22 protein-coding genes are annotated in these 19767 nt (G+C 63.8%); 12 read left to right on the plus strand and 10 right to left on the minus strand.

The features are described 5' to 3' along the window. Position 1: 1 nt before the first annotated feature. From coaE to V474_RS18475, 4 genes are read right to left on the minus strand one after another with little or no spacing between them, the layout of a single operon-like run. Entirely contained in the window at positions 2–586 is a 585-nt protein-coding gene (gene coaE, locus V474_RS18460; RefSeq protein WP_059152859.1) for a dephospho-CoA kinase, read from the minus strand. Continuing rightward, positions 583–1437, minus strand: a complete 855-nt coding sequence (gene aroE / locus V474_RS18465) for a shikimate dehydrogenase (RefSeq protein WP_059152860.1) — start codon at positions 1435–1437, stop codon at positions 583–585. The genes coaE and aroE overlap by 4 nt, the downstream gene beginning before the upstream one ends. Further along, positions 1434–2018 (minus strand): Maf family protein, encoded by a 585-nt coding sequence (locus tag V474_RS18470; RefSeq protein ID WP_059152861.1) that lies wholly within the window; start codon positions 2016–2018, stop codon positions 1434–1436. The genes aroE and V474_RS18470 overlap by 4 nt, the downstream gene beginning before the upstream one ends. 23 nt (positions 2019–2041) lie before the next feature. Then, complete coding sequence (locus V474_RS18475; RefSeq protein WP_059152968.1) at positions 2042–2887, minus strand: pyruvate, water dikinase regulatory protein; 846 nt, start codon at positions 2885–2887, stop codon at positions 2042–2044. Positions 2888–3246: 359 nt separating this feature from the next. Between V474_RS18475 and hemE the strand changes: the two genes are divergently transcribed. From hemE to rho, 4 genes are all read left to right on the plus strand, one after another. Beyond that, the gene (gene hemE / locus V474_RS18480; protein ID WP_059152862.1) at positions 3247–4296 is read left to right on the plus strand and encodes a uroporphyrinogen decarboxylase; all 1050 of its coding nucleotides are present in this window, start codon (positions 3247–3249) and stop codon (positions 4294–4296) included. Between the two features lie 50 nt (positions 4297–4346). Beyond that, positions 4347–4790, plus strand: coding sequence for a CopD family protein (locus V474_RS18485; protein WP_059152863.1), 444 nt, complete (start codon positions 4347–4349; stop codon positions 4788–4790). A 22-nt stretch (positions 4791–4812) separates the two neighbouring features. Further along, complete coding sequence (locus V474_RS18490) at positions 4813–5145, plus strand: hypothetical protein (protein ID WP_059152864.1); 333 nt, start codon at positions 4813–4815, stop codon at positions 5143–5145. 207 nt (positions 5146–5352) lie between these two features. Further along, entirely contained in the window at positions 5353–6609 is a 1257-nt protein-coding gene (gene rho, locus V474_RS18495) for a transcription termination factor Rho (protein WP_043974266.1), read from the plus strand. 285 nt (positions 6610–6894) lie between these two features. On the opposite strand, the gene V474_RS18500 is transcribed toward rho, so the two are convergent. Both V474_RS18500 and V474_RS18505 read right to left on the minus strand, forming a co-directional pair. Next, entirely contained in the window at positions 6895–7863 is a 969-nt protein-coding gene (locus tag V474_RS18500; protein ID WP_059152969.1) for a quinone oxidoreductase family protein, read from the minus strand. Between the two features lie 11 nt (positions 7864–7874). Beyond that, a complete protein-coding gene (locus V474_RS18505) occupies positions 7875–8573 on the minus strand; it encodes a dienelactone hydrolase family protein (protein WP_059152865.1) in 699 nt (232 codons plus the stop codon). Positions 8574–8675: 102 nt separating this feature from the next. On the opposite strand from V474_RS18505, the gene V474_RS18510 reads away from it, so the two are divergent. From V474_RS18510 to V474_RS18535, 6 genes are all read left to right on the plus strand, one after another. Continuing rightward, positions 8676–8945: a DUF6489 family protein gene (locus tag V474_RS18510; RefSeq protein ID WP_059152866.1), complete on the plus strand. Its 270-nt coding sequence runs from the start codon at positions 8676–8678 to the stop codon at positions 8943–8945. Positions 8946–8988: 43 nt separating this feature from the next. After that, entirely contained in the window at positions 8989–10266 is a 1278-nt protein-coding gene (gene mnmE, locus V474_RS18515) for a tRNA uridine-5-carboxymethylaminomethyl(34) synthesis GTPase MnmE (RefSeq protein WP_059152867.1), read from the plus strand. 69 nt (positions 10267–10335) lie between these two features. Further along, positions 10336–12183: a tRNA uridine-5-carboxymethylaminomethyl(34) synthesis enzyme MnmG gene (mnmG, locus tag V474_RS18520; RefSeq protein WP_059152868.1), complete on the plus strand. Its 1848-nt coding sequence runs from the start codon at positions 10336–10338 to the stop codon at positions 12181–12183. Continuing rightward, a complete protein-coding gene (gene rsmG / locus V474_RS18525; protein ID WP_059152869.1) occupies positions 12180–12821 on the plus strand; it encodes a 16S rRNA (guanine(527)-N(7))-methyltransferase RsmG in 642 nt (213 codons plus the stop codon). Before mnmG ends, rsmG begins: the two co-directional genes overlap by 4 nt. Further along, positions 12818–13594 (plus strand): ParA family protein, encoded by a 777-nt coding sequence (locus tag V474_RS18530; protein ID WP_043974285.1) that lies wholly within the window; start codon positions 12818–12820, stop codon positions 13592–13594. The genes rsmG and V474_RS18530 overlap by 4 nt, the downstream gene beginning before the upstream one ends. Beyond that, the gene (locus tag V474_RS18535; protein ID WP_059152870.1) at positions 13591–14577 is read left to right on the plus strand and encodes a ParB/RepB/Spo0J family partition protein; all 987 of its coding nucleotides are present in this window, start codon (positions 13591–13593) and stop codon (positions 14575–14577) included. Before V474_RS18530 ends, V474_RS18535 begins: the two co-directional genes overlap by 4 nt. A gap of 69 nt (positions 14578–14646) precedes the next feature. On the opposite strand, the gene V474_RS18540 is transcribed toward V474_RS18535, so the two are convergent. After that, positions 14647–15306: a glycine zipper 2TM domain-containing protein gene (locus V474_RS18540; RefSeq protein ID WP_059152871.1), complete on the minus strand. Its 660-nt coding sequence runs from the start codon at positions 15304–15306 to the stop codon at positions 14647–14649. 145 nt (positions 15307–15451) lie between these two features. Further along, a complete protein-coding gene (locus V474_RS18545) occupies positions 15452–15934 on the minus strand; it encodes a GAF domain-containing protein (RefSeq protein ID WP_059152872.1) in 483 nt (160 codons plus the stop codon). Positions 15935–15994: 60 nt separating this feature from the next. On the opposite strand from V474_RS18545, the gene V474_RS18550 reads away from it, so the two are divergent. Beyond that, the gene (locus tag V474_RS18550; RefSeq protein ID WP_059152873.1) at positions 15995–17473 is read left to right on the plus strand and encodes a PQQ-dependent sugar dehydrogenase; all 1479 of its coding nucleotides are present in this window, start codon (positions 15995–15997) and stop codon (positions 17471–17473) included. Positions 17474–17517: 44 nt separating this feature from the next. On the opposite strand, the gene V474_RS18555 is transcribed toward V474_RS18550, so the two are convergent. Then, positions 17518–18354 carry a DUF815 domain-containing protein gene (locus V474_RS18555; protein WP_059152874.1) on the minus strand — a complete coding sequence of 279 codons (837 nt, stop codon included), beginning with the start codon at positions 18352–18354 and terminating at the stop codon, positions 17518–17520. 49 nt (positions 18355–18403) lie between these two features. Between V474_RS18555 and V474_RS18560 the strand changes: the two genes are divergently transcribed. Continuing rightward, complete coding sequence (locus tag V474_RS18560; protein WP_059152875.1) at positions 18404–19351, plus strand: L-threonylcarbamoyladenylate synthase; 948 nt, start codon at positions 18404–18406, stop codon at positions 19349–19351. 7 nt (positions 19352–19358) lie between these two features. On the opposite strand, the gene V474_RS18565 is transcribed toward V474_RS18560, so the two are convergent. Beyond that, positions 19359–19682, minus strand: a complete 324-nt coding sequence (locus V474_RS18565; protein WP_059152876.1) for a hypothetical protein — start codon at positions 19680–19682, stop codon at positions 19359–19361. Positions 19683–19767 lie beyond the last annotated feature (85 nt).

The following is a 19767-nucleotide window of genomic DNA, read 5'->3' on the forward strand; positions in this document are numbered from 1 at the left end:
ATTACGTTCGGGCCAGCGTCCGCACGATACCGACCACCTGTTCTCGCGTTTCCTCAAGCGAGACGCCGGTGTCGATGACGTAATCGGCGCGGGCGCGTTTCTCCGCATCGGGCAATTGAAGTCCCAGAATCTGCTCGAATTTTTCCGTCGTCATCGCTGGGCGGGCCAGTACCCGCGCGCGCTGGATGCCGGCCGGAGCGGAGACCACCACAACCGCGTCCAGCCCCTGGTCACTGCCCTTTTCGTAAAGCAGCGGGATATCGAATACGACCAACGGCGCCAGAGTATTATCCCTTAGAAAATTACTGCGCATGGCCGCCACCGCAGGGTGGACGATTCGCTCCAACCGGGCGAGTCTGTCACTGTCGCCGAAGACGGCGGCGCCCAGTTTCGGCCGATCGACACCGGCTGGCCCGGTGGTGCCCGGGAAGGCTTCCTCGATGAGCGGCAGCAGCAGGCCGTCCGGGCCTTGCAACTGATGCACGGCGGCATCGGCATCGAACACCGGCACCCCCAGATCGCGAAACATCGCGGCAACCGTGGACTTGCCCATGCCGATCGAGCCGGTGAGGCCCATTATCTTCATGCGAAAAGAATTTCGCGCAGCGCCGCGTCCCGCTCACGCGGGGGTTTTGCGCCGAAGAAGCGGGTGAAAGCACTGTCCGCCTGGCCGATCAGCATCGACAGGCCGTCCACAGTTTCGAACCCGGCTGCCCGGGCGGTTTGCAGGAAATCGGTATCCAGCGGGTTGGTGACGATATCATAGACCACGCTGCGCGGCGGCGCGTGGCTGAAATCGAAGGGCAGGGGCGGCTGCCCGGTCATCCCCAGCGGGCTGGCATTGATGACGAGGTCGAAGCACTGCTCGCGGTCATCGAAGGCGAAGTCGGTCGGATCGGCGAAATGGCCGAGGCCGATTGCGTGGTGCTCGCCGTTCGGGGCGAGTTCGTCGAGCATCGCGCGCGCCTTGGCTGGATCGCGCCCGGCAAGGACGATCACGAACTTAGCATCGGCCAGCGCCGCCACGATCGCCCGCGCCGCGCCGCCCGTGCCCAGCACGCGCGCCATGCGGAACAGGTGGATCTTGTCGACTTCCTGCTGAATCGGTTCGAGGAAGCCCGGCGCATCGGTGTTGTATCCCGTGAGGGTGCCGTCCGCTTCGCGCACCACGGTGTTCACCGCGCCGATCCGCGCAGCCAGTGGATCGACCCGGTCCAGCAGCGGTATGATCGCCAGCTTGTGCGGCATCGTCACGTTGCAGCCGCGCCAGTGCGGATCCCCGCGACGCTGGGCAAGATAGTCGCCCAGGGCTTCCACGGTGACCAGATGGTGGTCGTAACGGCCGGGAAGCCCGAGTTCCGCCAGCCAGAAATTGTGAATCGCAGGCGATTTCGACTGCGCGATCGGGTCGCCGATCACTTCGGCATAAATGGTCATCGTCCCATCACTCCCAAGGTACGCAGCGCCGATTGCACCATGAGCAGCGGCATGCCAAGGATGGTGAAGTAATCTCCATCGATGCGTTCGAACAATTGCACGCCGCGCGCTTCGATGCGGAATACCCCGACGCAGGCAGCGACTTCGGGCCATTCGGCATCGAGGTAGCTCTCGATGAAATCATCCGAAAGCCGCGCAACGTGAAGCTGGGCCAAAGCCGTGTCGGCCCAAAGGACTTCGCCGTCTCGCACCAGAGCGGCGGCGCTGTGCAGTTCCATCACCTTACCCGAGAAAAAGCGCAAATGCACGGCGGCATCGGCGCGGCTTGCCGGCTTGTCGAACCGCCGGCCTTCCACCGAAACGAGCGAGTCGCTGCCCAGCACGATTTCGCCTGATGTTTCACGTGAAACAACATCGGCCTTCGCGCAGGCAAGGGCCAGCGCCACTTGCGCGGGGGGCGCATCGGCCATCGTGGCCTCGAGCGCGCGCTCGTCGATGTGGGCAGGCTGCGCACGGAACGCGATCCCGGCGGCTTCGAGCATGGCGCGCCGAGAGGCGCTCTGGGAGGCGAGAACGATCATGGGGCTTGTTCCGTAAATGCGCGTCAGATCGGTTTGGGGCCGACTTGTCCGGTTTCACCGGCGGCCTTGCGCTCGTTGTAGAGGTTGATGACCGCCGCCGCGGTTTCCTCGATCGACCGGCGGGTGACGTCGATCACCGGCCACGAGTTGTCGGCGAACATGCGCCGGGCATATTTGAGTTCGCTGTCGACGGCTTCGTTGTCGACATAGTCGGTGTCGGGCGACTGACTGAGCGACAACAAGCGGTTGCGCCTGATCTGAATCAGCCGGTCGGGCGCGGTGGTCAGGCCAACCACTAGCGGGCGGCGCAAATCAAATAGCGAAGGCGGAGGCGGGCTTTCCACCACGATCGGGATATTGGCGACCTTGTAGCCGCGATTGGCGAGATAAATCGAAGTCGGTGTCTTGCTGGTACGTGAAACGCCTGCCAGCAGGATGTCCGCCTCCTCCCATTCCTCCCACAGAATGCCGTCGTCGTGTGCGATCGTGAACTGGATCGCATCGACGCGCGCGAAGTAGGCATCGTCGAGCCGGTGCTGACGGCCGGGGCGACCCTTGGCTTCCTGGCCGAGCAGGGCTTCGAGCGCATCGGTTACGCCATCGAGCACGGCGATGGCGGGCAGGCCCAGCGACTGGCAGCGTTCCTCCAATCGGCCGCGCGTTTCCTCATTCACCAAGGTGAAGAAGACGAGGCCCGGATTGGCGGCGATCTCGCCCATGATCCGGTCGAGGTGTTGCTGAGAGCGGACCATCGGCCAGAAATGGCGCAAAACGTCGGAATCGTCGAACTGCGCAAGCGCAGCCTTGGCGATCATCTCCAGCGTTTCGCCGGTGGAATCGGACAGTAGATGTAGGTGAAATCGCGCCATGGTCGGCTTTCGCAGGCCCTTTTTGCGGATGCTGTCGAAGAGCACCGCGCCTTGTGGATATGTCCCGGCATAAACCACGGGAGCAATCCGGTGACAACTCGCCGCCACCAATTCCTGCCCGCTAACGGGATTCAACGAGTCAGGATGTGGACAGACCGAACGATTCCATCAACACCCTGTGGAGAAGGCGAACAAGCTTTCGTTGACTCAACTGAGTCCCAGAGTCGCATCAAGCGCTAGGGCCTGTTCATCGGGGTACAAATCGGGCAATGCGCAGCCGTCCCCGATATCCACAGGACCAACTACTCCCATCAACCTTATATAAATTCTCTATATTTTTTTGATTGGACGAAAACGCGATGCCCGGCCTGCTTCTCGACACCCTGCGCAGAACAGTTTCCAGCAGTGATTCAAACGGCGATTCAGCCGGCCGCCCGATCTGGCTGATGCGCCAGGCTGGGCGCTATCTTCCCGAGTACCGCGAACTGCGCGCGGAAAAGGGCGGATTTCTCGCGCTGGTCTACGATACCGACGCTGCGGCCGAGATTACGATGCAGCCGATTCACCGTTTCGGTTTTGACGGCGCAATCCTGTTCTCCGACATCCTGATCGTGCCTTACGCGATGGGGCAGGACCTTCAATTCCTTGTCGGCGAAGGCCCCAGGCTCAGTCCCAAACTGGTCGATCACGCGCTGGAAAGCCTTGTCGCAGTGCCCGAACGGCTGACTCCCATCTACGAAACCGTCCGGAAGGTCCGCGCGCAGCTGGCGGCCGACAAGACGATGCTGGGATTCGCCGGCTCGCCCTGGACAGTCGCGACGTACATGGTCGCAGGCGAGGGCAGCCGCGATCAGCATGACACCCGCGCCATGGCCTACCGCGATCCCGGCGCATTTCAGGCAATCATCGATGCCGTGACCGAGGTTACAATCGAATACTTGTGCGGTCAGATTCAGGCGGGGGCGGAAGCGGTGCAGCTTTTCGATTCGTGGGCCGGCAGTCTTTCCCCCTCCCAGTTCGAGCGCTGGGTCATCGCACCCAACGCGAAGATCGCCGCCGCGGTGAAGGCGCGCCATCCCGAGACTGTGATCATCGGCTTTCCAAAGGGTGCAGGCGAAAAACTGCCTGCCTATGCCCGCGAGACGGGCGTGGATGCAGTCGGCATCGATGAGACGATCGACCCCCTCTGGGCTATGCGCGAGCTTCCGGAAGGGCTACCGGTGCAGGGCAATCTTGATCCGCTTCTCCTGCTATCAGGCGGAGCGGAACTGGAGAGCGGAGCGCTTGCGGTACTTGAGGCTTTCGCGGACCGTCCCCACGTCTTCAACCTCGGCCACGGTATCGGCCAGTTCACGCCGATCGCCCATGTCGAGCAATTGCTCGCCACCGTGCGCGGATGGCGTGGCTGAGACAATTTGGTAGCTGACCGGTAGGCCACAGGCACGCTAGAAGAGGTTTCATGGAGCAGATTTTGTCCACCACCTATCTGTGGCTGAAGGCTGGTCACGTCATCTTCGTGATCTTCTGGATGGCCGGGCTGTTCATGCTGCCGCGCTATTTCGTCTACCATCAGGAATCCGAACCCGGCTCGGCCGAGGAACAGCGCTGGATCGACCGCGAGGCTAAGCTGCGCAAGATCATCCTGACGCCATCAATGATCGCCGTCTGGGTACTGGGCCTGCTCACCGCCAGCGCCATCGGAGCCTGGAGCGAGGGCTGGCTTCATGCCAAGCTGCTGTTCGTGCTTGGCCTTTCGGGCTATCACGGCTGGCTTGTGGCCTATTCGAAGAAGTTGGCCAGGGGTGAGCGTCCGCTGACCGGCAAGAAGCTGCGCCTACTCAACGAAGTTCCCGGCCTTGCCGCGGCGGTGATCGTTATTCTAGTGGTCGTTAAGCCCTTCTAAGACCGCGTTTAGGAGTCCTGCGATGTCCCTCCTACTTGTCGCCGTCACCGCTCTTACAGGGCTTCCCAGGGCGGACGAAGACGATCTGCGGTGCCTCGCCTATCTTTCCGTTGCGGCGGGCAAGGTGGAAGGTGACCAGCGGCGCAAGGTCGATGGCGGGGCGCTCTACTACTTCGGTCGGATTGAATCGCGCTCGCCGCAGCTGGATATCGGCGCGGAGCTGGAAAAAATCCTCCACGCCCCGGGCTATGGCTCGCAAACGTACCAGGCCGACAAGGCGCGCTGTCACGTTCAACTCGATCCCCTCGTCACTCGCTTCGATGAGTGGCGAGGGCGTTACGAGGGCGGTGAATAGCGCCCGGGGGACTAGACGCCGCCGTTTTTCCGTCCGCCCCGCTCACAAACCATTCGGCAGATTGATTCGTTGACCGCTGCGCAGGCAACGATTATCGCGATTCCGTTCCGGCACAGGGGACGCTGCTTTCGTTGGCGTGCCCGGATCTGCTTTCCCCAAGCCCATTGATCCGCCGGCCGATACTCCCATTTCCATTCGGAAACCAAAATGCATCTTAAAGAACTCAAGAAAAAATCGTCGGCCGAGCTAGTCGAAATGGCCGAGGAACTGGGCGTCGAAGGCGCATCCACCCTGCGCCGCCAGGATCTCATCTTCGCCATCCTCAAGGAAGTGTCCGAGGACGGCGAGGAAATCGTTGGCCAGGGCACCATTGAAGTGCTGACCGACGGCTTCGGATTCCTGCGCAGCCCTGAGGCGAACTATCTCGCCGGCCCGGACGACATTTACGTCTCGCCCAACCAGGTCCGCAAGTGGGGCCTGCGTACCGGCGATACTGTCGAAGGCGAAATCCGCGCCCCGCGCGATGGCGAACGCTACTTCGCAATCACCAAGCTGGTCACCGTCAACTTTGACGACCCCGATGCAGTGCGCCACCGCGTCAACTTCGACAACCTGACCCCGCTCTATCCCGACCAGCGCCTCAAGCTCGATTGCCTCGACCCCACGGTCAAGGACAAGTCGGCCCGCGTCATCGATCTCATCTCGCCGCAGGGCAAGGGCCAGCGCGCGCTGATCGTCGCGCCGCCGCGCACGGGTAAAACCGTCCTGCTGCAGAACATGGCCAAGGCCATTACCGACAACCATCCCGAGGTCTTCCTCCTCGTCCTGCTCGTCGACGAGCGCCCCGAGGAAGTCACCGACATGCAGCGCAGCGTGAAGGGTGAGGTCATCTCCTCCACCTTCGACGAACCCGCACAGCGCCACGTCCAGGTTGCCGAAATGGTGATCGAAAAGGCCAAGCGCCTCGTCGAGCACAAGCGCGACGTGGTCATCCTGCTGGACTCGATCACGCGCCTCGGCCGCGCCTACAACACCGTTGTGCCTTCGTCGGGCAAGGTGCTGACGGGCGGTGTCGATGCCAACGCCCTGCAGCGCCCCAAGCGCTTCTTCGGCGCTGCGCGCAACATCGAGGAAGGCGGGTCGCTTTCCATCATCGCGACCGCGCTGATCGATACCGGCAGCCGCATGGACGAAGTCATCTTCGAAGAATTCAAGGGCACCGGTAACTCGGAAATCGTCCTTGATCGCAAGGTTTCGGACAAGCGCATCTTCCCCGCGCTGGACGTCGGCAAGTCCGGTACCCGCAAGGAAGAACTGCTCGTACCGCGCGATCAGCTCTCGAAGATGTGGGTCCTTCGCCGCATCCTCATGCAGATGGGCACCGTCGATGCGATGGAGTTCCTGCTCGACAAGATGAAGGACTCCAAGAGCAACGAGGATTTCTTCGCTACCATGAACCAGTAAGGCTGGATCTGGCGGCATAGACGCAAAAGGGGGCGCCGGCAGAAATGCCGGCGTTTCTTTTTTGGTAGGAAGGGAAGATCTGGGGCCATTGCCCCAGACCCCGAAACTGTCGTCGCCGCGCGTGCAGCGACGTATCTTTATGCCGTGTCGTTCCGGACGACGTCCTGCCGCCGGAGGCTATAAATGTCTTCCGGCGATAAGTACGTGCGATGTCGAGGCTGCACGCGTTACCTCGACGTTAGAGGGGTCTGGGGCGATGGCCCCAGGTCTCCCCCTTCAACATCTTCAGGGCAACAACACCGTAGACCCGGTAGTGGCCCGCCCCTCCAACGCCCGGTGCGCTTCAGCCGCATCCGACAAGGCAAACGTCTGTCCGATCTTCGGATCGAGCACGCCCGAGGCAATTCGGTCGAACAGCTTCTTCGCATTCGTCGCCAGCATTTCCGGCGTGGCGATGTAATCCGCCAGCGTAGGCCGCGTTGCGTAAAGCGAGCCTCCGCGCATCAGGTCCAGCACTGTTATCGGCGGCACAGCGCCCGAAGCATTGCCGTAGCTCACCATGACCCCACGCTTTGCCAGGCATGCCACCGAGGCGTCCCATGACGCTGCGCCAACGCCGTCAAAGGCGACGTGGCACATGGCTCCGCCGGTGATTTCCCGCACTGTTGCGGGCAGATCTTCGAACGAGCAGTACAGCGAATGTTCGCCGGGAACCTGCGCGGCCTTTTCCGGCGAGCCGGAGTGAGCGATCACCGTCACGCCCTTGTCGAGCAGCCACGGTACCAGCAACGAACCGACGCCGCCTGCGGCCGAGTGGACCAGCGCTACGTCGCCTGCCTTCGCCGGGAAGGTATCTTCGGCAAGGTAGCAGGCGGTCAGACCCTTGAGCATCACGGCAGCGGCTATTTCGGCTGCGATGCCTTCTGGGATGCGCATGGCCTTGGCGGCGGGGATCACGCGGTGGGTGGCATAGGCGCCGCCGTTCTGCGTGGTGCCGACGCGGTCTCCTATGGCGAACGTGTCCACGCCTTCGCCGAGAGCGACGATCCGCCCCACGCTCTCCGAGCCGAGGCTGATCGGCAGCGCGTCGGGGTACAGGCCCTTGCGATAGTAGGTGTCGATGAAGTTGAGACCGACGGCCTCAGTTTCGATCACGACTTCGCCGGCACCGGGTGAGGGCACCGGGAAATCGTCGCGTTCGATTACTTCCGGCCCGCCGTGAGCGCGCACGATCATGCGGTATCCGCTGGTCATCGTGCGGTCCTTCAACCGATGTTCTTGGCGAAGAATGCCTCGGTGCGTTCATCTGCCAGGGCGGCGCCGGCTTCGTCGCGGCGGGCACCGATCTCGGCAGCGAAGCCGTGGTCGAGGCCTTCGTAATCATGCAAGGTGACGCGCGGATGATCGTCCAGACCTTCATGCATGGCCTTCTGCGCTGCAGCGTCGACGAAGTGGTCGGCGGTGGGAATGTGCAGCATGAGGGGGCGGGAAATCGCATGCTTCTCGCCTAGCATCTGGTCGATCATCACCCCGTAATAGCCGACCGAGGCGTCGATGTCAGTGCGCGCGGCGGCCATGTAAGCGACCTTGCCGCCCATGCAGAAGCCGACGAAACCGACCTTCGCGACCGATTCCTCACGGCGGATCCAGTGGATCACTGCCTCGATATCGCGGATACCCAGATCGAAATCGTGGGCCATCATGTGATCCAGTGCCTGCTGCATCTCCGCTTCGATATAGGGGCTGAGTTCGATGCCCGGCTTCTGGCGCCAGAAGCTGTCCGGAGCGACCGCGAGGTAGCCCTTGGCGGCCCAGTCGTCAGCTTTTTTGCGGATGCCTGCATCGACGCCGAACACTTCCTGCTGGACAATGATTGCGCCGCGCGGCGTGCCTTCGGGGCGGGCCACGTAGGCCGGGATCATGGCGTTGCCGTCGAGCGTGGCGATTTCGGTGTTGGTGGTCATCGGACTCTCCATGTTTCTCGTGGCGGGAGTTAGGCAGTTGCAATGGACTTTGCCAAGCGCATGTGTCAGCTATGCTGCGAAAACTAGCGGGAGGAGGCCGGGATGAAGGTCAATGTCGAGGTCGAATGCTCCCCTGAGGAAGCCCGACGTTTTCTCGGTCTACCCGACGTCACCCGGGCCAACGACGTTTACGTCGACGCCCTGACCAAGGCGATGCAGGGCGCCGGTAACTTCGATCAGCTCAACGAACTGACCAAACAGATTGCACCGATGGGCCAGTTTGGGCTCAAGATGTTCCAGCAGCTGATGGAAAGCGGCATGGGCATGGCCATGAGCGGGGCCGGCAAGCCCGGCAAGAAGACCGGCGACTGATCACACCTGGCCCGCTCAGCGCAGCGGCCCTATTGACCCTCCGATGACTGATACGATCTTTGCGCTCTCCAGCGGCTCGCCGCCTGCTGCCATCGCCGTTGTCCGGTTGAGCGGACCCCGTGCGGGCGCGTGTCTATCCGCCCTTGCAGGGAGCCTGCCGGAGCCGCGACGCGCCAGTTACCGGACCTTGCGTGTTTCACGTGAAACAGTGCTCGATCGGGCACTGGTCTTGTGGTTTCCCGGGCCGCGCACCGCAACCGGTGAGGATCTGGCAGAATTGCATTTGCACGGGGGCAGGGCGGTGATCGCGGCCGTGGAATCGGCGCTTTGCGATTTACCTGGAATGCGCCGCGCGGAACCGGGGGAGTTTACCCGCCGTGCTTTCGCCAATGGCCAGATCGACCTTGCCGAAGCGGAAGGCCTTGCCGATCTTCTTTCCGCCGAGACAGAGCTTCAGCGGCGTAGCGCGATCGCGATGGCGAGCGGTGCCTTTTCCAAGCAGGTGGAGGACTGGCGCGACCGGGTTCTAACATCATCAGCGGCGGTAGAGGCCGTGCTCGATTTCGGGGACGAAGATGATGTGTCCGATCTCCCGCCCGAGTTCGGGCAGCGGATCGCAGCGCTTGCCGATGAGCTGTCTGCCTGGCTGTCTCGGCCCCGCGCCGAAGCGCTGCGCGAAGGTTACCGGGTGGTGCTGGCGGGTCCACCCAATGCGGGCAAGAGCACCCTGTTCAACGCATTGGTCGAAGACGAGGCGGCAATCACGGCGCCGCTTGCGGGCACCACTCGCGATGTCTTGACGCGGGCTGTGGCGATCGAAGGCGTGCCTTTCCTCTTTGCCGACACAGCAGGGCTTCGCGATGAGACGACCGACGTCATCGAGGCTATCGGTATAGACCGCGCTCGTGCTGCACTGGACCGGGCTGACCTTGTCCTCTGGCTCGGCGCCGAGGGAGATGGCCCGGCCGGTGTTTGGGAAATTGCCGCTCAGGTCGACAGGGGCGATGGGGCTGATAAGGCTGCGCCCCGTCATGCCGTGTCAGCGTTGACGGGTGAGGGGATCGACGAATTGCGCCGCGATCTGGTTGAGACGGCGCGCCGCGCGATGCCGCGTCCCGGTGATGTCGCGCTCAATACCAGGCAGCATGGCCTTCTGGCGGATGCGGAGATTTCCTTACGAGCCGGATTGGCAGAGCGTGATCCTCTGCTGGTGGCGGAGCGCCTGCGACGGGTGAGGGTCTCGTTCGATGGTCTGGTCGGCCGTGCGACGACGGAAGATATGCTCGATACCCTGTTTGGACGCTTCTGCATCGGAAAATAAGCCGATGTTTCACGTGAAACATACATACGCACTTTGACGCGAATCCCGCACTGCGGTACAGGCGCGAATATGCATTTCTTCGATGTGATCGTAATCGGCGGCGGCCATGCCGGCTGCGAAGCGGCAGCTGTGGCTGCCCGCATGGGGGCACGGGTCGCGCTCGTCAGTTTCGATCTGGACGCGGTCGGGGCAATGAGCTGCAACCCGGCGATCGGCGGACTGGGCAAAGGCCACCTCGTGCGTGAGGTCGATGCGTTCGACGGCCTGATTGCCCGCGCCGCCGATGCGTCTGCGATCCACTACCGGATGCTTAATCGTTCCAAGGGCAGCGCGGTGCAGGGGCCGCGTGTCCAGGCTGACCGCAAACTGTTCAAGGCCGCGATACACCGGATGTTGGCAGAGCAGGGTGACCTGACCCTGATTGCCGGAGAGGCGGCGGCGCTTGTCCTCGATGGGGGCAAGGCAGTGGGCATCGACCTTGCCGATGGCACCCGGCTCGATGCGCGGGCGGTGGTCTTGTGCACGGGCACTTTCCTTGGCGGCACGCTGTTTCGAGGTGAGGAACGTCTTGTCGGCGGCCGGATCGGCGAGGATTCGGCGCAGCGCCTTGCTGCCCAGATGCGCGAAGCGGCGTTGCCGATGGCGCGTCTGAAGACTGGCACACCGCCGCGTCTAGATGGTCGAACCATCGACTGGGCGCGACTTGGCGAGCAGCCTTCAGACGGTGAGAGTTGGACAATGTCTGCCATGGGCTCGGTCCGCGCCGTGCCTCAGGTCTTCTGTGCCATCACCCGCACCAATGAGCGCAGCCACGAAGTCATCCGTGCGAACCTTCACCGATCGCCGCTGTTCTCCGGCGCGATCGGTGCGCAGGGGCCGCGCTACTGCCCTTCGATCGAGGACAAGATTCACCGCTTCGCAGACCGGGATGGGCACCAGGTATTCCTGGAGCCAGAAGGCTTGAGCACCCATCTGGTCTACCCCAACGGGATCAGCACCTCGCTGCCGGCGGATGTCCAACTGGCGATGCTGCGCACCATGGAGGGGCTAGAGTCGGTCGAAATGGCGGTGCCGGGTTATGCAGTCGAATACGATCACATCGACCCTCGCGCACTGCGCACCAGTCTGGAGCTGCGCGATATTCCCGGGCTCTATTGCGCGGGGCAGATCAATGGCACCACGGGATACGAGGAAGCCGCGGCCCAGGGTCTGGTGGCAGGCCTTCATGCCGCAGCTAAGGTGATGGGCCGCGAGGCGCCGCCGCTTGACCGGGCCAACAGCTATATGGCGGTGATGATCGATGACCTGACGCTGCACGGCGTAAGCGAACCTTACCGCATGCTCACTGCGCGCGCGGAATATCGCCTACGCCTCCGCGCCAACAATGCGACCACGCGGCTGACCCCTTTGGCCGTCGCTGCCGGTGCAGCAAGCCCCGCAAGGCGCGAATGGTTCGCTCGGCGCGAGAAATCTCAGGCGGCACTGTCGCAGGCTTTCGACGCGATCGTCCCAGCGACAGAGATGGCGGCGGCAGGCCTGCCGGTGCGCAGCGATGCGGGGCGACTGCCGCTGCGCGAATGGCTGCGCTTCGGCGGGGTCGACATGGCAGGTCTCTCACCCTGGATCGCGTCGGCGCTGCTTGAGGATGCCGCGCTTGTCGAGGAGATGGCAGAAGACGCGGCGTACGCGCCTTACCTCGAAAGGCAGGAGCGGGAGCTGCGCGATTTGCGGGCGAGCGAGGCATTGCTGCTCGGCGATGAATTTCCTTATGACCGGACGCCCGGCCTCTCGCGCGAGATGGTTGAGCGGCTTACCCGGGCAAGGCCCACCACACTCGCGGCCGCTGGCCGCATTCCGGGCATCACGCCGGCTGCGCTTGCCGCGTTGCTGGTCCATGCCCGCAGGGAAGCTGCATGATCACCAATGAAGACGAAGCACGCGACTGGCTGCGTGGGCTTCCGGAATGCGACGATGCGGCGATGGCGCGTTTGGGCCTGCTCGTGGAGATGCTGGCCCAAGAGAACCAGCGCCAGAACCTGGTTTCTGCCGCGAGTCTCGATCAGGTATGGAAGCGGCACATTGTGGACAGCGCCCAGCTACTTCCGCATGTTCCACGTGAAACAACGCTGCCCTGGATGGACCTCGGCACCGGTGCGGGCTTCCCCGGTCTGGTCATCGCGGCATTGCGACCGGAATGTGAAGTGATCATGGTCGAATCGCGCAATCGAAGGATCGAATGGCTCGATTGCGCTCGAATCGAGATGGGCCTTGAGCGCGCGCGAATTGTGGGCAGCCGTCTCGAACTTGTCGAATCGCAGCCGTGCAGCGTCATCTCCGCGCGTGCTTTTGCGCCTTTGGACAAATTGCTCGCGTTATCTTCGCGATTTTCCACAAGTGACACGATTTGGCTGTTGCCCAAAGGGCGGTCGGCCAGCCAAGAATTGGACGACCTTCGCAACTGGCGGCATGTGTTCCACGTGGAACAGTCCTTAACGGATCCGCAGGCAGGCATCATTGTCGGCAAACTTGCCGGCGGGAAGGGTAAGACCGCGTGATCCGCATTGCCATTGCCAACCAGAAGGGCGGCGTCGGAAAGACGACGACCGCGATAAATGTCGCTACCGCATTCGCCGCCACTGGTTGGAAGACGCTGCTGATCGACATCGATCCGCAAGGCAATGCATCGACTGGTATCGGTGTGTCTGCCTCTGAACGAGGCGCCTCCTGCTATGACGTTCTGGTGGACCGGGTGCCGGTATCGCAGTGTGTGATGCCCACCAAGATACCCGGCCTCGATTTGCTGCCTGCGACCGTCGACCTGTCCGGCGCCGAGATCGAACTGGTCAATGCAGAGGACCGAGCCCACCGCCTTCAACGCACGTTGGGGCCGGAGCTGGGATATGATGTCTGCCTTATCGACTGCCCCCCTTCGCTGGGCCTGCTGACGCTCAACGCACTCACCGCGGCCGATACCCTCTTGGTGCCGCTGCAGTGTGAGTTCTTCGCGCTGGAAGGGCTGAGCCAGTTGCTCCAGACGGTGGAGCGGGTTCAGCAGCGATTCAACCCGGACCTCGGCATCATCGGCATCGCCCTTACCATGTTCGACCGCCGCAACCGCCTGACCGAACAGGTTTCCGAAGACGTGCGCTCGGTGCTGGGCAAGCTGGTCTTCGAAACGACGATCCCGCGCAACGTGCGCCTGTCGGAAGCGCCCAGCCACGGCGTTCCGGCGCTCATCTATGACCACGCCTGCGCCGGCAGCCGCGCCTACATGGCGCTCGCCCGCGAACTGATTACCCGACTGCCCGAAAAGAGGATTGCGGCATGAACGACGACCCCATCATCCGCTTCAGCCTGCCGGGCAATGCCGCGGCCGCCAGTGCCGCAGGCGGCGCCAGCAAGCAGAAGCCCAAGGGCCTCGGCCGGGGCCTGGGCGCTCTGCTGGGCGAGACTCGGCGCGAGGAACCGGTGGCCGGTAATGTCGAGGGCGAGGGCAGGGCGCCGCTACGGGTTGGCGGACTGGCTGTCCTCTCGATCGCCGACATCACGCCCGATCCTCAGCAGCCGCGCCGCATCTTCGATGAAGCCGCGCTGGAGGAACTGGCCGCCTCGATCGCGCAGCGCGGAGTGATCCAACCCATCATCGTGCGCCCGCGTGATAATGGCCGCTACCAGCTCGTCGCCGGTGAGCGTCGTTGGCGCGCCGCGCAGAAGGCCCAGCTGCACGAAATCCCCGCGCTGGTACGCGAACTGACCGACCGGGAAGTCATGGCGCTGGCCCTGATCGAAAACCTCCAGCGCGAAGACCTCAACCCGATCGAGGAGGCGCGCGCCTACAACCGCCTTTCCGAACTGGAAGGAATGACCCAGGCCGAAATCGCCCGCATGGTCGACAAGAGCCGCAGTCACGTCGCCAACTTCCAGCGCTTGCTCGCACTCCCGGAAGGCGTGATCACGCTGGTCGAAAAGAACCAGCTTTCCATGGGCCATGCCCGTGCACTGATCGGCTGCGATGACGCCGAGGATATCGCCGAAGCTGCCGTCACCAAGCAGATGTCGGTTCGCGAGATCGAGAAGCTGGTGCGTAAAAAGCAGCGCGGCGATACTGCCCCGCGCCGTGCGCGCGCCGCCCGCAATGCCACGGCGGATGCGGATATCATGGCGGTGCAGAACCACCTTGAGGAGTTCCTCGGCCTGCCGGTGAAGATCAGCGCCGATGTAGACCCGGCTTCGGGCACGGTGACGATCCGCTATTCAACCCTGGATCAGCTCGATCTGGTTTGCCAGCGGCTGACCGGCGGCGCCATCTGACTCTGCCGCATTACCTACGCGTGTAACGAACTGGGCGGCCGCTTCTCGTCGGCCACCATTTCGTTTGCCCTACTGCGTCTGAATGCGCTTGTCGGGAACTATCCTGACGCGCTTGTCCGGCACTGCCCTGGGGCGTTTCGGGATTGCGCGGAAAGCGGGGCGAACCGGAGCATCTTCGTAGACGTATTCCACCGTCTCGGTGCAGCGCGGCTGCGGCTGCGCCGGATAGTAGCCTTGCTGCCCATAGCCGCCGTAGCCGGGATGGCCCCCGCTCTGGGTGTAGCGGGCATAGTAATCGTCGAGGTAGGCCTCGCACTCGTCCCGGTTACGGCCGGTGTCTTCCGCCTTGTCGATCACCGCCCCGGCAGCCGCGCCCACGGCCACGCCGGCGAGGGTGCCGACCGTCCGGTTACCGCGTCCTGCGATGCGGTTCCCGGCAAATCCGCCGACCGCGCCGCCGATCAGTGCGCCGCCCAAACCAGCGTCCCGTGCGGACAAACGCTGGCGGCAATCGGCCAGCCAGGCATCGCGCGCGGCAGGTTCGTATCCGCCGTAACGCTGAGCCTCGGCGGTTTGCTCATAGCCTTCGTTGTCCTGATATCCGGGCGCTTCGTCATAGACTTCCCCCGGGTACAGCCCGCCCGGATAGGCCGGGGCCTGCTGGGCCAAGGCCGGGGCAGCGGCAAGGGATATTGCCGCAACGGCGGTAACACGCAGAAGATGACGCATCGGGAGAACCCTTTCGCGGTGTCAGAGACCAATTAGTCCCGTCAGTTAACGCGAAATTTAGCATCGTAAGGCGCACAAGACCAAGGATCTTGCACAGGCAATCGATGAATGTCCCGAATCGGTGCAGGCGGGCGAAGCGCCCACCTCAGATCGTTAGTGAGGCAACCTGCGCGATAAGCTGCATGCCGGCGGCATCTTCGGCGTCGAAGCGCCCGGGGGAGGGGCTATCGAGATCGATCACCGCAATCACGCGGCCATCGCGCAGAACGGGCACGACCAGTTCCGAACGGCTATCGGCATCACAGGCAATATGGCCGGGAAAGGCGTGGACGTCCGGCACCACTTGGGTCGATCCCAGTGCGGCGGCGGTTCCGCAGACGCCCGCGCCCATGGGAATGCGGATGCAGGCCGGCTTGCCGATAAAAGGCCCCAGCACCAGTTCGTCACCGATCACCCGGTAAAAGCCGGCCCAGTTGAGATCGGGCAAGAACTGCCAGATCGTCGCCGCCAGGTTCGCCATGTTGGCGACCGGATCGGGCTCACCGCGCACCAGCGCATCGGCGGCGCGGGCAAGGCTGCTGTAGAGTTCGGGCTTGGGGAGGTCGGTCTGGGCGGCAAAGTCGTACATAGATGCCTGTTAGCGCAACTCTTTGTTGTCGCATAGGCGGCGTGGCCTTATCCCGTTGTCATGCACCCGATCGTCAAGAAGACCGCCATCGCCTCCACCGTAATCGTCCTGGCTGCTGCCGGGCTGGTCTACTGGGGCCTGCACGCCAACAGTTCCGACCTGCCCAGCGATGCGACGGCAGGCAAGGACCCGCAGCTGGTCGAGCCTGCCAAGCAATGGATTCCCAGCATCGCGCTGGCAAAGCCGGTGGGTTGGGCCGCCGGAGAAGCGCCAAAGGCCGCCAAGGGCCTCGCCGTTGCGCGCTTTGCCGAAGGGCTCGATCATCCGCGCACGATGCTCACGCTGCCGAACGGCGATGTGCTGGTGGCAGAAACGAACGCCCCTGCGGGCAACAAGCCGAGCGGGTTGGTCGGCACGATAATGGGCATGATGATGAGCCGCGTCGGCGCCGGTGCGCCTTCGCCCGACCGCATCGTCCTGCTGCGCGATGGCGACGGCGACGGCAAGGCGGAGACCCGCGAAACCTTCCGCACCGCCGACATGCATTCGCCCTCCGGCATGGCCTATCGCGACGGCAAGCTCTACATCGCCAACCACGACAAGGTGCTCGAATTCGCCTTCACGCCGGGCCAGACCAAGCTCGAAGGCAAGCCACTGCGCACGATGATGGACCTGCCGCCCGCCGGTAACCACTGGATGCGCAACCTGCTGATGAGCGAGGATGGCAAGCACCTGTACGTCGCCGTGGGATCAGCCACCAATATCGCCGATAACGGCATGGAAGCCGAAACCGGGCGCGCCATGATCTGGGAAATCGATATCGAAACGGCCCGCCGCCGCCAGTTCGCCGCCGGTATGCGCAACCCCAACGGCCTTGGCTGGAACCCCTCCACCGGCGAGCTGTGGGCGACCGTGCAGGAGCGCGACATGCTCGGCCCTGACCTCGTGCCCGATTACCTCACCAACGTGCCCGTAGGGGCCCAGTACGGCTGGCCTTGGGTCTATTGGAAGACGACCTTCGACGAGCGCGTCGAATGGCCGATGCAGACCTACATGCTCGAATATACCCGCAAGCCCGAATACGCGATGGGCGCCCACGTATCCTCGCTGGGCCTCACCTTCGCAAACGGCGGCAACCGCATGGGCAAGGGCTACGAAAACGGCGTCTTCATCGCCCGCCACGGTTCCTGGAATCGCCGCCCGGCAGCGGGCTACGATGTGGTCTTCGTACCCTTCGATGCAAACGGAAACCCGAAGGACGTGAAGCCGCAGCCTGTGTTGACAGGCTTCCTCAAGGACAATGGCGATACCCACGGCCGCCCGACCTGGGTGGCCTGGGACAAGGGCGGCGCCCTGCTGGTGAGCGACGATACGGCTGGAATCGTCTGGCGCGTGATCGCTCCGGGTGCCCAGCCATCGGCGGCGATCAAGCCGGTGGTCACGGAGCATATGAAACCGCTTGAGGAAATCAAGGATCCCACCGCAGCGCCGGAGATGACCGGCGGGTTCCGTAAGGAAGACGACAAGCTGCTGCCCTGAAGGGGGTAAGGGGCGCAGGGGGGCTATGCTCCCCTGCCATGTCCTTAGATCGTCTTGCCAGCCCGTCCGGCCAGTTCATTCACGTACTGCCACGCCACTCGTCCCGAGCGCGCGCCCCTGCGGCGGGACCATTCCAGCGCGTCGCCCTGTTCCCATTCAAGCCCGAACGCGCCTGCGTACCCGCCGATAATCGCAAGATATGCGTCCTGATCGCAGTTGTGGAAGCCAACCGACAACCCGAAGCGGTCCGCCAGCGCGAGGCGTTCGTCGACGATATCGCGCGGATTGATGGGATCGTCCTGCTCGGCCATCGAGCGGCCCACGATAGCGCGGCGGTTGGAGGTTACGGCAAGGCGCACGTTCGCAGGGCGCGCCTCGACGCCGCCTTCGAGCCAGGAGCGCAGGACGCGCGGGCCTGAGCCGTCGCCTTCCTCAAAACCGAGATCGTCGATGAACACGAGGAAGCTGCGGTCTACTCTGCCCAGAGCGGCGAACAGGGCGGAGACGCCTGAGAGCGCTTCCTGCGCTACCTGAACAAGCGCGATGCGGCCCCGGTGAGCAGCATCGGCAGCGCAGATGGCAGCACGCAGCAGGGCGGATTTGCCCATCCCGCGTGAACCCCAGAGCAGCATGTCGTGGGCGGCGTACCCTGCTGCAAGACGCTCGACATTGGTGACGACGCGGTCCTTCTGGTTGTCGATCCCGCGCAGCAGGGTGAGGGCGGGAGCGTCGAGCCGCTCGACGCCGCGCGCGCTGCTTCCGGCCCATACGTACGCGGGGTGGGCAAGCCAGTCGGTCTGGTCTGCGGTGTGCGGGGCGAGGCGTTCGAGGGCTTCGGCGATTCGGGTCAGCAGGGCGGCGTCGGGTGTTGCGGTGGTCATCTGCGCGCTTTTCCTTGGCAATCGTCGCGCGCGGCTATAGCGGCGAGGGATGGACCACGCCAGTCGACCCGCCATGCTCGATACGTCCCCGGAAGGTATTTCGGCGGCGGCCGACATTCTGCGTGATGGCAGGCTGGTCGCGGTGCCTTCGGAGACGGTCTACGGGCTGATGGCGCGGGCGGACCGGGATGCGTCCGTCGCGGCGATCTACCGTGCCAAGGGGCGCCCCAGTTTCAATCCGTTGATCGTTCATGTCTCCGATCTTGCCGCCGCGCAGGAACTGGCGCGTTTCGATGCAAGGTCCTTGCAGCTGGCGGAGGCGTTCTGGCCGGGGGCGTTGACCTTGGTGCTGCCCCTGCGTGAAGGCGCCGCCGTTGCGCAGGCGGTGACGGCCGGCCTGCCGACATTGGCGCTGCGCTGCCCGGCCCATCCGGTCATGCGGGCGGTGATCGAGGCGGCGGGGCTGGCACTTGCCGGTCCCTCGGCCAACCGCAGCGGCGGGGTCAGTCCGACTGATGCCGTCCATGTCGTGGCCTCCCTGGGCGCGAACGTGGATGCTGTTGTCGATGGCGGGGCCTGCGAAGCGGGGCTGGAATCGACGATCGTGGCGCTGCGCGAGGATGGCCGGTGGCAGGTCTTGCGGCCGGGCCCGATAACCGAGACACGGATCGAAGCCATCCTGGGCACGCCGAGCGAGCCGGTTACCTCGCATGAAGTCGAGGCGCCGGGGCAACTCGCGAGCCACTATGCGCCGGGTAAGCCGGTACGGCTCGAAGCCGTTTCTGCCGAGGCGGATGAGTTCCATATCGGGTTCGGCGCCGTGGCGGGGCATACCACGCTGTCAGCCAGCGGCGATCTGGCAGAGGCGGCGGCGCGGCTCTATTCTCTGCTGCATGAAGCGGCCGCTGCGCCGCACGTCCGCATCGCCATCGCCCCGATCCCCGACAGCGACATCGGAACGGCCATTAACGATCGCCTCCGCCGCGCGGCCGCGTAGGACGAACTCAGCGGGGCTGGTATGCTCTTGGGCTAATCGCCTGGATATCGGAATAATCGTCGCGGGCCTTGGCGCAGGAGGATTCCGTGCCTGCCCGGCATTCGCGCAGGTGCTTCTGGTATTGGCGGTCCAGCTTACCGCGTTCTTCCTCTTGCTTGCGCAGTTGGCGGCCGCGCTTTTCGTCGGACTCCGATTGGCTGGTGGTGGTCCAGTCGACTGCCTTGCTGGCGACGCGGACGGGCGCGGTCACGACGCTGGCAACGGTGCGGACGCAGCCGGAAAGCATCGGAAGGGCAGCGATTGCCAGTAGCAGGGCAGGACGGTTCATCATGTGCGCACGTTCACACGCGGTTGGTAACGGCGCAACGAATGATCGAGTGATCAGTGCACGGCTCACCGCAAAAGCTTCTGTTCTG

Origin of the sequence: Novosphingobium barchaimii LL02 (assembly GCF_001046635.1) — a bacterium.
In the GTDB taxonomy this organism is placed as follows: domain Bacteria; phylum Pseudomonadota; class Alphaproteobacteria; order Sphingomonadales; family Sphingomonadaceae; genus Novosphingobium; species Novosphingobium barchaimii.

Excerpts from the sequence above, each read along its gene's own strand:
- coaE (WP_059152859.1), bottom strand. The coding sequence starts at position 586 with ATGAAGATAATGGGCCTCACCGGCTCGATCGGCATGGGCAAGTCCACG.
- aroE (WP_059152860.1), bottom strand. The coding sequence starts at position 1,437 with ATGACCATTTATGCCGAAGTGATCGGCGACCCGATCGCGCAGTCGAAA.
- V474_RS18470 (WP_059152861.1), bottom strand. The coding sequence starts at position 2,018 with ATGATCGTTCTCGCCTCCCAGAGCGCCTCTCGGCGCGCCATGCTCGAA.
- V474_RS18475 (WP_059152968.1), bottom strand. The coding sequence starts at position 2,887 with ATGGCGCGATTTCACCTACATCTACTGTCCGATTCCACCGGCGAAACG.
- hemE (WP_059152862.1), top strand. The coding sequence starts at position 3,247 with ATGCCCGGCCTGCTTCTCGACACCCTGCGCAGAACAGTTTCCAGCAGT.
- V474_RS18485 (WP_059152863.1), top strand. The coding sequence starts at position 4,347 with ATGGAGCAGATTTTGTCCACCACCTATCTGTGGCTGAAGGCTGGTCAC.
- V474_RS18490 (WP_059152864.1), top strand. The coding sequence starts at position 4,813 with ATGTCCCTCCTACTTGTCGCCGTCACCGCTCTTACAGGGCTTCCCAGG.
- rho (WP_043974266.1), top strand. The coding sequence starts at position 5,353 with ATGCATCTTAAAGAACTCAAGAAAAAATCGTCGGCCGAGCTAGTCGAA.
- V474_RS18500 (WP_059152969.1), bottom strand. The coding sequence starts at position 7,863 with ATGACCAGCGGATACCGCATGATCGTGCGCGCTCACGGCGGGCCGGAA.
- V474_RS18505 (WP_059152865.1), bottom strand. The coding sequence starts at position 8,573 with ATGACCACCAACACCGAAATCGCCACGCTCGACGGCAACGCCATGATC.
- V474_RS18510 (WP_059152866.1), top strand. The coding sequence starts at position 8,676 with ATGAAGGTCAATGTCGAGGTCGAATGCTCCCCTGAGGAAGCCCGACGT.
- mnmE (WP_059152867.1), top strand. The coding sequence starts at position 8,989 with ATGACTGATACGATCTTTGCGCTCTCCAGCGGCTCGCCGCCTGCTGCC.
- mnmG (WP_059152868.1), top strand. The coding sequence starts at position 10,336 with ATGCATTTCTTCGATGTGATCGTAATCGGCGGCGGCCATGCCGGCTGC.
- rsmG (WP_059152869.1), top strand. The coding sequence starts at position 12,180 with ATGATCACCAATGAAGACGAAGCACGCGACTGGCTGCGTGGGCTTCCG.
- V474_RS18535 (WP_059152870.1), top strand. The coding sequence starts at position 13,591 with ATGAACGACGACCCCATCATCCGCTTCAGCCTGCCGGGCAATGCCGCG.
- V474_RS18540 (WP_059152871.1), bottom strand. The coding sequence starts at position 15,306 with ATGCGTCATCTTCTGCGTGTTACCGCCGTTGCGGCAATATCCCTTGCC.
- V474_RS18545 (WP_059152872.1), bottom strand. The coding sequence starts at position 15,934 with ATGTACGACTTTGCCGCCCAGACCGACCTCCCCAAGCCCGAACTCTAC.
- V474_RS18550 (WP_059152873.1), top strand. The coding sequence starts at position 15,995 with ATGCACCCGATCGTCAAGAAGACCGCCATCGCCTCCACCGTAATCGTC.
- V474_RS18555 (WP_059152874.1), bottom strand. The coding sequence starts at position 18,354 with ATGACCACCGCAACACCCGACGCCGCCCTGCTGACCCGAATCGCCGAA.
- V474_RS18560 (WP_059152875.1), top strand. The coding sequence starts at position 18,404 with ATGGACCACGCCAGTCGACCCGCCATGCTCGATACGTCCCCGGAAGGT.
- V474_RS18565 (WP_059152876.1), bottom strand. The coding sequence starts at position 19,682 with ATGATGAACCGTCCTGCCCTGCTACTGGCAATCGCTGCCCTTCCGATG.